The sequence below is a fragment of the Mycolicibacter terrae genome (genome assembly GCF_010727125.1).
Taxonomy (GTDB): domain Bacteria; phylum Actinomycetota; class Actinomycetes; order Mycobacteriales; family Mycobacteriaceae; genus Mycobacterium; species Mycobacterium terrae.
Genome location: NZ_AP022564.1, coordinates 674,682 through 686,771 on the forward strand (window position 1 = coordinate 674,682; position 12,090 = coordinate 686,771).

At 66.2% G+C, this 12,090-nt stretch carries 12 protein-coding genes; 10 read left to right on the forward strand and 2 right to left on the reverse strand.

Going from position 1 to position 12,090, the window contains the following annotated elements:
- Positions 1-2 precede the first annotated feature (2 nt).
- Positions 3-884, forward strand: coding sequence for an enoyl-CoA hydratase/isomerase family protein (locus tag G6N23_RS03300; protein ID WP_085261755.1), 882 nt, complete (start codon positions 3-5; stop codon positions 882-884).
- 66 nt (positions 885-950) lie between these two features.
- Entirely contained in the window at positions 951-2,126 is a 1,176-nt protein-coding gene (locus G6N23_RS03305; RefSeq protein ID WP_085261756.1) for a thiolase family protein, read from the forward strand.
- Positions 2,127-2,178: 52 nt separating this feature from the next.
- On the opposite strand, the gene G6N23_RS03310 is transcribed toward G6N23_RS03305, so the two are convergent.
- On the reverse strand, positions 2,179-2,943 hold the full coding sequence (locus tag G6N23_RS03310) for a TetR/AcrR family transcriptional regulator (protein ID WP_085261757.1): 765 nt from the start codon (positions 2,941-2,943) through the stop codon (positions 2,179-2,181).
- A gap of 149 nt (positions 2,944-3,092) precedes the next feature.
- Between G6N23_RS03310 and G6N23_RS03315 the strand changes: the two genes are divergently transcribed.
- From G6N23_RS03315 to G6N23_RS03350, 8 genes are all read left to right on the forward strand, one after another.
- A complete protein-coding gene (locus G6N23_RS03315) occupies positions 3,093-3,854 on the forward strand; it encodes a crotonase/enoyl-CoA hydratase family protein (RefSeq protein WP_085261758.1) in 762 nt (253 codons plus the stop codon).
- A 15-nt stretch (positions 3,855-3,869) separates the two neighbouring features.
- A complete protein-coding gene (locus G6N23_RS03320; RefSeq protein WP_085261759.1) occupies positions 3,870-4,667 on the forward strand; it encodes an SDR family NAD(P)-dependent oxidoreductase in 798 nt (265 codons plus the stop codon).
- 139 nt (positions 4,668-4,806) lie between these two features.
- The gene (locus tag G6N23_RS03325) at positions 4,807-5,643 is read left to right on the forward strand and encodes an enoyl-CoA hydratase (RefSeq protein WP_085261760.1); all 837 of its coding nucleotides are present in this window, start codon (positions 4,807-4,809) and stop codon (positions 5,641-5,643) included.
- A gap of 4 nt (positions 5,644-5,647) precedes the next feature.
- The gene (locus G6N23_RS03330) at positions 5,648-6,901 is read left to right on the forward strand and encodes an amidohydrolase family protein (protein ID WP_085261761.1); all 1,254 of its coding nucleotides are present in this window, start codon (positions 5,648-5,650) and stop codon (positions 6,899-6,901) included.
- Between the two features lie 2 nt (positions 6,902-6,903).
- Positions 6,904-8,526: an acyl-CoA synthetase gene (locus tag G6N23_RS03335; protein ID WP_085261762.1), complete on the forward strand. Its 1,623-nt coding sequence runs from the start codon at positions 6,904-6,906 to the stop codon at positions 8,524-8,526.
- Positions 8,527-8,536: 10 nt separating this feature from the next.
- Positions 8,537-9,376, forward strand: coding sequence for an amidohydrolase family protein (locus tag G6N23_RS03340; RefSeq protein WP_085261763.1), 840 nt, complete (start codon positions 8,537-8,539; stop codon positions 9,374-9,376).
- Between the two features lies 1 nt (position 9,377).
- Positions 9,378-10,433, forward strand: a complete 1,056-nt coding sequence (locus G6N23_RS03345) for an acyl-CoA dehydrogenase family protein (RefSeq protein ID WP_085261764.1) — start codon at positions 9,378-9,380, stop codon at positions 10,431-10,433.
- A 14-nt stretch (positions 10,434-10,447) separates the two neighbouring features.
- Positions 10,448-11,620: an acyl-CoA dehydrogenase family protein gene (locus G6N23_RS03350; RefSeq protein WP_085261765.1), complete on the forward strand. Its 1,173-nt coding sequence runs from the start codon at positions 10,448-10,450 to the stop codon at positions 11,618-11,620.
- Here G6N23_RS03350 and G6N23_RS03355 read toward each other — a convergent pair.
- Positions 11,613-12,008, reverse strand: a complete 396-nt coding sequence (locus tag G6N23_RS03355) for a carboxymuconolactone decarboxylase family protein (RefSeq protein ID WP_165758712.1) — start codon at positions 12,006-12,008, stop codon at positions 11,613-11,615. The two genes, G6N23_RS03350 and G6N23_RS03355, sit on opposite strands and share 8 nt — an antisense overlap.
- Between the last annotated feature and the right edge of the window lie 82 nt (positions 12,009-12,090).

Here is a 12,090-nt window from a genome sequence, read left to right on the forward strand (position 1 = left end):
CGATGAGCGATGCCACCGACGGTCGGGTGCTCTTCGACGTCGATCCCGACGGACGGATCGCCACCATAACTTTGAACAATCCCGGCCAGCGCAATTCCTACGATGCCGCGATGCGGGACGCGATCGCCCGCTGTTTGGACCGGGTGGCCGAGGACGATGACGTGGTGGTGGTGCTGCTGCGGGGCGCCGAGGGAGTGTTCAGCACCGGCGCCGACATGAACAACGCCTATGGCTGGTACGGCGAGCGTGGCGATCCCGCCGGTCCGGCGGCCAAGGGCCGGCCGAGTCAGCGCCGCCGGCTCACCGTGGACCGCAAGTCGTTCGGCTTCTACCACAACCTGATGGGTTTTCCGAAGGTCACCGTGGGCGAGATCAGCGGCTATGCGCTCGGAGGCGGCTTCGAGATGGCGCTGATGACCGACATCTCGGTGATCGCCCGCAACACCAAGATCGGTATGCCGGCGACCCGATTCCTGGGCCCCGCCTTAGGCAGTCTGCACATGTTCTTCCATCGCCTCGGGCCGGTGTTGGCGCGGCGACTGTTGTTGACCGGTGACATCATCGAAGCCGCAGCTGTCGAACACCTGGGTGTGTTCACCGAGACATGCGATCCGGCGGCAGTGACGGCACGGGCGCGGTACTGGGCGGCCAAGGCCGCCAAGATGCCCGCCGACGGGGTGGTCATCGCTAAGGAGGCGTTCCGGCTCGTCGAGCAGAGTCAGGCCTATCAGGGCGAAGAGGTGGCCAGCTATCTGTTCCACGCTTACGGCACCAACCTGCAGTTCTCACCGGGGGAGTTCAACTTCGTCAAAACCCGCGCGCAACACGGCACCAAGGAGGCGTTCCGGCTGCGCGATGAACATTTCCACGTGCCGGAGCCGTGAGCGCGGAGCACGTCCGCGACCAACCGGTATCTTTACAAAAACAACGAATAATGTAAGGTCGGAAAAATGCCTACACCTGTCATCGTCGGTGCCGTCCGCACGGCCATCGGACGCTCGTTCAAGGGAACCCTGGTCAACACCTCCGCGGAGACGCTGATCACCACGGTGGTGCCAGAAGTGATTCGTCGGGCCGGCATCGCGCCCGCGGATATCGACGACATGATCTTCGCCGAATCCCACTACGGCGGTGGCGACATGGCGCGCTTCGCGGCCGCCGCCTGCGGAATGGAGTCGGTGCCCGGCCAGGCGGTCAACCGGCACTGCGCCGGCAGCCTGACCGCGATCGGCAACGCCGCCGCGCAGATCGGTTCCGGGATGGAGCGGGTGCTGATCGCCGGCGGTGTGCAGACGCTGTCGATGCTGCCGGTGATGAAGATGCGCATCCCCGGCCCGGAGCTCCAGTTCGCCGAGCCGTGGATCCCGCCGACCCACCCGGAGACCGTGGATGCACCGACCCGCGATATGTCGATCACCGTGGGCTGGAACACCGCCCAGGCCGTCGGCATCACCCGCGAGGAGATGGACGCGTGGGCGGCCAGGTCGCATCAGCGTGCCATCGCCGCGATCGACGCCGGCAAGTTCGTCGACGAGATCGTCCCGCTGAAGGTCCAACTACCCGACGGCACCGTGACCGAGTTCAGCGTTGACGAGTTTCCGCGCCGCGACACCACGGCGGAGAAGCTGGCGGGCCTCAAGGTACTGCACCCCGAGATCGAGGGATTCTCGATCACCGCCGGCAACAGCAGTGGCACCAATGACGCCGCCGCCGCAGTTGCGCTCGTCGACTCCGACTTCGCGCAAGCCCAGGGCCTCAACGTGATGGCGACGGTCAGGGCCTGGGCCTCTGTCGGCGTCGCCCCCCGTGACACCGGTCTCGGCGGGGTCAAGGTGATCGGCAAGGTGCTGCAGCGGGCCGGGCTGCGGCCTGAGGACGTCGCGCTGTGGGAGATCAACGAGGCGTTCGCCTCGGTCCCGATCGCGGCGTGCCGCGAGTACGGCCTCGACGAGGAACTGGTGAACTTCTCCGGCAGCGGTTGCAGCCTCGGACACCCGATCGCCGCATCCGGGGCACGGATGGTGACCACCCTGGCCTATGAGTTGCGGCGGCGCGGCGGCGGTATCGGCGTGGCGGCGATGTGTGCCGGCGGCGGCCAGGGCGGCGCCGTGGTGATCGAGGTCTAGCGGCGTTCGCGAGCGCGGCGGAGCCGGGCGCGGCGGGACGCCGCCATCATGCCTAGCGGGCCCTGGCGGCTTTGCTCGGGGTCGGCGAGGTGCTACTGCGCCGCGCCGGCTTGCTGTTCTTCTCGATCAGCCGTTCCGCGTGGTCGAGGATGCAGTTGAGCCCGTACTCGAAGTTGGCGTCATCGGCCGCACCGATGCGATGGCCCTGCTGGGTGATCTGTGCCAGCAGCGGGGTCACCTCCGGATCGATGACGAGCGCCTCCTCGAAGTCCGAGGGGCCCTCGGCGTCCGACGCCCGGTTCTTCTCGTAGAGGCGACGCAGCACCACCGATCCACGGATATGAACCGAGATCGTCGAGTAGGTGTCGAAGGCGTCCTGCGGCGACAGCCCCGCTTCCACCAGGCTGGCGATCGCCCGCTCCACCTCCTGGACCCCCAGCTGCGCGGCACGGGGACTCAGCGCGGCCCGAATCAGAATGAGATCGCACAGAATAGGGTTGCCCAGGAACGTCGTACGCATGGTCTGGGCGTGGTTGTGCAACGTCTGGCGCCAGTCCTTGGCCTCGACGTAGGGGGTGGCGAATACGTACTGGCGCAGGGCTCGGGTGGTCATCGCGTTGAGAAGGTCATCCTTCTTGCGGAAATACCAGTAGATGCTGGTGACTCCGACACCGAGGTGTTTGCCGAGCAACGGCATGCTCAGATTGTCGACCCCGATCCGTTCAGCGAGTTCGAACGCGCCGTCGATGATGTCATCGGGATTGATGGATCCGCGTTCGCGCCGCTGACGCTTCTCGGCGACAGGCTGCTTTGCCACTGCGGGTACCTCCAGTTCTGGTCGCACGGCCGGTTGTCGCCGTCAAACCTACCTGTGCCCGTCGTAGTCACCGGGATTGAGCTTCTCTTACCGTAAAGCATATGGTAAGCATTTTGGTATAACTTGTCACCACGCCTGAAGGGTTGCCCGTGTCAGAAGAAGTGCTCACCGAACGTCGTGGACGAACCCTCATCATCACGATCAACCGTCCGGAGGCCCGCAACGCGGCCAACAAGGCGGTTGCCGAAGGTTTGGCCGCCGCCTGCGACGAGCTCGATGACACCCCGGAACTGTCGGTGGCGGTGCTGACCGGAGCGGGTGGAAACTTTTGCGCGGGAATGGATCTCAAGGCATTTGCCGCCGGAGAGCTGGCATACGTCCCGGGGCGCGGACTCGGCTTCACCGAGCGCCCGCCGCGCAAGCCGATCATCTCCGCGGTCGAGGGTCACGCGGTCGCCGGCGGCACCGAGCTGGTGCTGGCCACCGACCTGGTGGTGGCCGCCAAGGGCGCCAAGTTCGGTATTCCCGAGGTCAAACGAGGCCTGGCTGCGGCCGGCGGTGGTCTGTTGCGGCTGCCGCACCGGATCCCCTATCAGAAGGCACTCGAATTGGCGCTGACCGGTGAGAGTTTCACCGCGGAACAGGGTGAGACATGGGGCTTCGTCAACGTGCTGACCGAACCGGGTCAAGCACTGGCCGGGGCGATCGAGCTGGCCGAGCGGATCACGGCCAATGGGCCGCTGGCGGTGGCCGTGACCAAGGACATCATGGTTCGCTCCGTGGACTGGTCCTCCGACGAGATGTGGGCCAAGCAGGGCGAGCTGATCGCGCCGGTGTTCGCCTCCAAGGACGCCAAAGAAGGCGCCATCGCGTTCGCCGAGAAGCGCGCCCCCAACTGGACCGGTGCGTGACCCCGGCGCGTAACTGTGGATCTGGGCTTGCGCGACGCGCGGGCAGTCGTCGTCGGCGGTAGCCGCGGGATGGGTTTGGCCACCGCGCGCTGCCTGGCCGACGACGGCGCGCGGGTCGCAATCGTGGCACGCACGGCCGCCGACCTCGAGCGCGCGACCGACGATCTGACCCGGCGCGGCAGCCCGGACGCGCTCGGATTGGTCGCCGACGTCGGCGACGAGCAGCGCATTGAGCAGGTCTTCGCCGAGCTGAGTGAGCGTTGGGGCAACGAACTCAACATCCTGATCAACACCGCCGGACCAGACGTGCAGGGCAGCTTCGACGAGCTCACCGACGAGCAGTGGCGCCGGGCGATCGACCAGGGCGTGATGGGGATGGTGCACACCGTGCGGGCGGCATTGCCGTTGCTGCGCAACGCCGAATGGGCCCGGATCGTGAATTTCTCGGCGCATTCCACGCAGCGCCAGAGCACCGTGCTGGCCGCCTACACCGCGGCCAAGGCGATGGTCAACAGTGTCTCGAAGAACCTGTCGCTGCTGCTGGCCCCCGATGAGATCCTGGTCAACGTGGTCTCCCCGGGCAGCGTCGCCTCCGAGGCGCTGACCGGCTGGGCCCGCTCGATCGGGGTGGACGGTGATGACCCCTACCGGCTGATGGACGCCATCACCGAGCATTTCGGTCATCCGGCGCACCTGCCGCGGGCCGGCCTGCCGGACGAAGTGGGCGCGGTGGCGGCCTTTTTGGCCTCGCGCCGCAACTCCTACATGACCGGCGCCAACGTCAACGTCGACGGGGGCTCGGATTTTCTCTGATCGAAGCGCCAGAATCCAGCTCTGACCTGCTGACATGCCAGTCCTCGTCGGGATCGGCGTGGGTTGCGGAATGCGCTACCGAAAGGTATACAGTAAGAATCATTCCGAAGGATTCCCAAGGTGCGGAGGTGCGGGATCGATGGCCGCTGCCGACGACGGCACGCTCGTTGACGCCGGCGCCGCGGTTCTCTACGAGGCGCGAGACGGTGTCGCGGTGCTCACCTTCAACCGGCCGCAGCGGCTCAACTCCTGGGGCACAGACACCGCAGCGGGCCTGTACGCGGCGATCGACCGCGCCGAGGCGGACCCCGACGTGCGGGCGATCGTGTTGACCGGCACCGGCCGCGGGTTCTGTGCCGGCGCGAGCCTGGGTCCCACCTCCAGCCTCGAAGCGGAGGGCGACAGGTCGGAGACCGATGTCGCCCAGCTGGTCGGGGACCGTCCGGCCTATTTTCTGACCGAACTCCGGAAGCCCGTTATCGCGGCGATCAACGGCGCCTGCGTCGGTATCGGGCTCACCCACGCCCTGATGTGCGATGTCCGATTCGCCGCTGCCGGAGCCAAGTTCGCCACCGCGTTCACCCGCCGCGGCCTGATCGCCGAACACGGGATCACCTGGATCCTGCCTCGACTGGCCGGCTGGGGGGCGGCGATGGATCTGCTGCTCAGTGGCCGGACCTTCCTCGCCGAGGAGGCCCGCGAACTCGGCCTGGTCAACCACGTCGTCCCGCCGGAACACCTGGTGGAGCGCGCCATGGCCTACGCCACCGACATCGCCGCCAACTGTTCGCCGGCGTCGCTGGCGGTGATCAAGGCGCAGGCCTACCGCGACGCGCTCGACGACGTCGCGGCGGTGAGCGCGCGCGCCGAGACGCTGATGTACGAGTCGCTGCAGCGGCCCGACCTCATCGAGGGGATCACGAGTTTCTTCGAAAAACGCCCGCCAAACTTCCCTCCTCTCACGGAGAAAGGTTGAGCACATGACTGCCACACCGCAACGGCTCCCGTACTTGGCCGTCGACGTCGACAACCACTACTACGAGCCGCTGGACGCCTTCACTCGGCACCTGCCCAAGGAATTCCGCAGTCGCGGTGTCCAGATGGTGCAGGACGGCAATCGCACCCTGGCAGTGTTCGGCGGGGTCGTCAACCACTTCATCCCGAATCCGAGCTTCGATCCGATCATCGAACCCGGCTGCCTGGATGTGCTGTTCCGCGGCGAGATCCCCGAAGGCGTGGATCCGGCGTCGTTGATGAAGCTCGATCGGCTCTCCGAGCATCCCGAATACCAGAACCGCGACGCCCGCGTGCAGGTGCTCGACCGGCAGCGGCTGGAGACGGTGTTCATGCTGCCGACGTTCGCCTGTGGTGTGGAAGAGGGACTCAAGCACGATATCCCCGCCACCATGGCGTCGGTGCACGCGTTCAACCTTTGGCTCGACGAGGACTGGGGCTTCGACCGTCCCGACGGCCGCGTGGTATCGGCACCGATCATCTCGCTGGCCGACCCCGAGAAGGCCGTCGAGGAAGTCGAATTCGTGATCAGTCGTGGCGCCAAGCTGGTGTGTGTGCGTCCGGCGCCGGTCCCCGGCGAGGTCCGGCCCCGGTCCCTCGGTGACCCGGTGCACGACCCGGTGTGGGCGCGCCTTGCCGAGGCGGGCGTCGTAGTCGTCTTCCACCTGTCCGACTCCGGCTACATGGCGATCCCCGGGTTGTGGGGCGGCAGCGGTGTGTTCAAGGGATTCGGCAAGCGCGACCCGCTGGACATGGTGATCATGGATGATCGCGCGATCCACGACACCATCGCCTCGATGATCGTGCACCAGGTCTTCACTCGTCACCCCAAGCTCAAGGTGGCCAGCATCGAGAACGGCTCGTATTTCGTTTACCGGTTGATCAAGCGGTTGAAGAAGTCGGCCAACAATGCGTCCTACCACTACAAGGAAGATCCGATCGAGCAGCTGTGCAACAACGTCTGGATTGCCCCCTACTACGAGGACGACGTGAAGTTGCTAGCCGACACCATCGGAGTCGACAAGATCCTGTTCGGTTCGGACTGGCCGCACGGTGAGGGCTTGGCCGACCCGACCACCTTCACCGCCGACATCCCGCAGTTCCCTGAGTTCAGCGCGGAAGATACCCGGATGGTAATGCGGGACAACGCATTGACGCTGCTGGGTGATCCGAACCGTGTTGCACCAGGCGCCGCCGCCCACCTGGCCGCTTCGGTCTGACGGTGGGCGAATGGACGATCGGCGGCGTCGTCGATGCGATCGCCGAGGTCGTGCCCGATCGTGAGATGACGGTATGCGGCACCCGGCGTAGCACGTTTGCACAGAGTGCCGATCGCACCCGCCGGCTGGCCAATTTTCTGGCCGGCCGCGGGCTGGGCGTCCGGCGAGAGCGTGCAGAGCTGGCGAACTGGGAGTGTGGCCAGGACCGAGTCGCCCTGCTCATGCAGAACGACCTGTACCCAGACATGGTGGTCGGCTGCCTCAAGGCGCGGACCGTTCCGGTCAACGTCAATCACTACTACACCCCGGTCGAAGCGGGCGAGCTGCTGGACTACGTGCGGCCCCGTGCGGTCATCTTCCACGCGAGCCTGGAGCCGAAATTCGCCGACACGCTGCGGGATTGCGGGGCCGACCTGCTGATCCGGATCGACGACGGTGCTGCCGACGCGCCGATCCTGGACGCGACATCGCTCGATGATGCGCTGGCGCAGGGCGATACTGATCAGCAGCTTGTTCCGTCCCCGGACGACGTGTTGATGATCTGTACCGGGGGGACCACCGGCCGCCCGAAAGGTGTGCTGTGGCGCCAAAGCGACATCTACGTCTCGTCGATGGTCGGCGACGACCATGCGTCGGCCGCGGAAATCCACCAGAAAGTGCAGTACGCCGGCCCGCCGTGGTTCGCGCTGTCACCGCTGATGCACGCCGCGGGCCTGTGGACGGCGTTCTCGGCGATTTTGAGCGGGCAGACGGTGATCCTCAACGACACCCGCACCAAGTTCGACCCCCGTGCGGTATTGGAAACCATCGAGCGTGAGAAGGTCGGCTTGATGACCATGGTCGGCGACGCCTACGCCGCACCACTTGTCGCCGAACTGGGACGCTCGAACCACGACCTGTCGTCGCTGCACTCGATCGGAACCGGTGGCGCGGCAACGAATCCGAAATACCAGGCGGCACTGTTGGAATACCTTCCGCAGATCATCCTGATCAATGGGTACGGGTCCTCGGAGACCGGGAACATGGGATTCGGGCGCAGTCAGCGCGACGCTCGGCGCGACACCTTCGAGCTGCGGACCGGGGGATCGGTGGTTTCGCAGGACCGTACCCGGTTCCTGCAGCCCGGTGATCCCGAAATCGGCTGGGTGGTGCGGACCGGCCGGATCCCGCTCGGCTACTTCGACGACCCCGACGCGACCCGACGCACGTTCTGTGAGCTCGACGGTCAACGGGTGGTGATCTCCGGAGACCGGGCATCGATCGAGAAAGACGGAACCCTGCGTTTCCTCGGCCGCGATGCACTGGTGGTCAACACCGGCGGGGAGAAGGTCTTCGTCGAGGAGGTCGAAGAAGTGCTACGCGCCCACCCCGGGGTCGCGGACGCGCTGGTGGTGGGACGTCCCAGCGACCGGTGGGGCGAAGAACTCGTTGCGCTGGTGGCACTGCAGCCGGACGCCGATATCAGCGATGACCTGCTGGCCGCACGGTGCAGGTCGGTTCTGGCCGGATTCAAGGTGCCCAAGGAGTTCATCGTCGTCGCGCAGGTGCGCCGACTGGGTAACGGCAAGGCCGACTACCGGTGGGCGAAACGCCGGGTGAATCAGAAGGCGTCCACCCCGTCATGAGAGAGCCAACATGAGAGCAATCGACTGCCTCGTCAATGTGCACTTCGGCGAAAGCGAACAGCCGGCCTGGATGCGCAAGACGCGCGACGAGTACTTCAAGGGGCCGGCGTCGATGTTCGATCCGGTCGACATGTCGGCGCTGCTCGACGAGATGGACGCCAACGGTGTGGCCAAGGCCATCTTGATGGACAACCTCACCAAGCCATCGGTGACCGCGCGAAAGTTCGTGGCGGACAGGCCGGATCGTTTCGCCCTGGCGATGGGCGGGGCGAACCTGTTGCGGCCGGTACCGTCGCTGCGCGAACTCAGTGCCGTGGTCAAGGATCTGCCGGTCGCCTACGCCGTGGTGGGGCCCAGCTTCTGGGGCGATGGCCAATACCCGCCCAGTGACGCTGTCTACTATCCGCTGTACGCCAAGTGCGCAGAACTGGATCTGCCGCTATGCGTCAACACCGGTATTCCCGGCCCGCCGATCCCCGGCGAAGTGCAGCATCCGATTCACCTGGATCGGGTCTGCGTGCGCTTCCCGGAATTGCGGCTGTGCATGATCCACGGCGCCGACCCCTGGTGGGACGTTGCCATCCGCATGCTGATCAAATACCGCAACCTGCGACTGATGACGTCGGCATGGTCGCCGAAGCGGTTGCCGGGGGCGCTGCTGCACTACATGCGCACCCGCGGCGCCGACAAGATCATCTTCGCCTCCGACTGGCCGGTGCTGCGGATGAACCGCGTGGTGCCCGAAGCGTGCGCGCTGGACCTGCCTGACGAGGTGATGGACAAGTACCTGTACCGCAACGCCAACGACTTCTTCTTCACCGACCCGCGTGTCCCCGAACAGGAGAGCTGATATGGACCGTTTCGAGTTGCGCAGGCTGGACTACAGCCTGACCGAGGATCACCAGGCGCTGCAGGCCGCCTACAGGCAGTTCTTCACCACCCATTGCGATATCGAAACCGTACGTGCCGCCGAGGAATCCGGCTTCGACAAGAATCTGTGGGAGCGGCTGTGCGCGATGGGCGCCACCACGATGGCGCTGCCGGAGTCGGCCGGCGGCGACGGCGCCACCCTGGTAGACCTCACCCTGGTCGCCGAGGAGATCGGCCGGGCGCTGGCGCCGGTGCCCTGGATCGACCATGTCTGCGCCGCACGGCTACTGGAACGGCTCGGCGCACTGTCGAACGGCGACATCGTCACCGGGACACGCTTGGTCGCGTTCGACCCGCATCAGGACAGCGCTGTGGGCCCGCGGCTGCTTCCCACCGGTTCGATCGCCGACGATATCATCGTCCGCGACGGTGACCAGATCGCCCGCCTGGTCTTCGATACCCGGCCGGCGACCGTCGACAACATCGGCCGGCTGCCGATGGCCTGGATCGACCCCGACACCGCCGACGCCCGGACCGTGCTGGCCGAAGGTGCCGACGCCGTCGCGGAATACCAGCGGGCGCTGGATGAATGGCGGCTGCTGACCGCCGCCGCGCTGGTCGGGATGGTGGAGCAGACCATGACGATCGCCGCGGAGTTCGCCAAGACCCGCTACACGCTCGGGGTTCCGATCGGGACCCTGCAGGCGATCTCACACCCGCTGGCCAACATGGCCATCACCGTTGCCAGCGGTCGCAATCTGGCCTACCGCGCCGGCTGGTTTCTGGACAACGAGCCCGATGAGCGCCCGGAGCTGGCCGCCTCGGCGTTCGTGTTCATGGCCGAGGAAGCCGCCAAGGCCGCCACCATGGCGGTGCACATTCAAGGTGGCCTGGGGGTCTCAACGGAGGCGGCGGCCACGGCGTATCTGGTGCGAGCCCGGGGCTGGCCGCTGGCCGGCGGCGACCCCGGCGCCAGTGCCTGCCGGATCGCCGAGATCGTCGCCGCCCGTGAAACCGCTTACCGCGCAGCCATCTAAGGACACCGAACATCATGGACTTCTCACGACCCGTACTGACCGACGACGACCAGGAATTCCTGGATGAGGTGCGCGCCTTCCTGGCCACCCACGTGACCGAGGACGTCAAACGCCGGGACCGCGAGACCGGGGACAACTTCGACGAGGGTGTGCACCTGGCGCTGGGCGCCGCGGGGTACCTGGAAAAGGAATGGAAGACCGAGGCCGACGGCGGTTTCTCTCGGGTTCGCCGGCGCATCTGGGAGCTGGAGAAGCGGCGCGCCCACGTGCCGTGGGTCACCTGGGGGACCACGGCCATGGTGGCGCGCTCGGTGGTGTCGTTCGGCACGCCGGAACTGTGCGAGGAGGTTCTTCCGGGTGTCTTCAGCGGACATATCCGGCTCTGCTTGGGCTACACCGAACCCGAAGGCGGCTCGGATATCGCGACCTGCAAGACCCGCGCGGTGCGGGATGGCGACAGCTGGGTGATCAACGGATCCAAGATGTTCACCACCGGCGCGCACAACTGCCAGTACGTCTTCTTGATCACCAACACCGACCCGGCGGCACGAAAGCACAAGAGCCTCACCATGTTCCTGGTGCCGCTGAACTCTCCGGGCATCGAGATCCAGGGACTGCGCACCGTCGACGGTGACCGCACCAACATCGTCTACTACAGCGATGTCCGCGTCGACGACAAATACCGGCTGGGGGAGGTCAACGGCGGCTGGACGGTGCTGCGCGAGCCGCTCAACGTCGAGCACGGCGCGGTGGACGCGGCTGTGGATGGGCTGGCAGACGTTTCGATCATGATGCATCAGGCCAATTTCATGGCCGAGGCCGTCGACAAGGCGGGTGCCGTAGTCGGGAGTACCGGCAGTATCGAGGATCGTTCAGTGGCGTATCGGCTGGGTAAGGCAGCCGCCCGGGTGGAGGCGTCACTGTCGGCCCCGTCGATCTTCGGCCGGGTCGCGCTCGCGCAGACGATGCGCGACGTGTCACCGGATCTGATGGACCTGCTGGGTAGCGCATCGGCGCTGCCGATCGGCACCGACGGCGCCATCGACGACGGTGCGTCGGACTACGTCTACCGGTTCGCTCCGCTGGTCGGCATCTACGGCGGCACCCTGGAGGTGTTCCGCAACATGATCGCCCAGTACGTGCTCGGGCTGGGCAAGCCGAATTATTCGCCGCCACTGGTCAAGTGACGGCGGTGTCGCCGTTGTCGGCCGGCCAGGCGAAGGCCCGTACGGCCGCCTTCTTCGCTGCGTTGGCAGCTGGGAAGCCGACGTAACCGGTGGCGTGGCAGCACACTTCGGCCAATTCGTCACGGCTCAGTCCGTTGCGCTCGGCGATCCGGAAGTGCGACTCGAGCTCCTCCTCGGCGGCCAGCGCTATCAGCATGCCCAGTGTGAGCAGGCTGCGGTCTCGGCGGGCGAGCCCTTCACGTGACCACAGCCGGCCGAAGACACCTTCGACGCCGATATCCATCAGTTCCGGCGCGAATCCGTGGTGGAAGTCGACGTCGCCGTCGGGCAGCACCCCCGGCAGCATCTCCCGGAAAACTCGAAGACCTTCGGCACGCCAGTCCGTCATACGCTCATCCTTTGGGCTAGATGTGGATCAGTTTGGTTGCGGGATGCGGCGCTTCTAGCTTCGGCTCTCCTGCGTCGAGCCT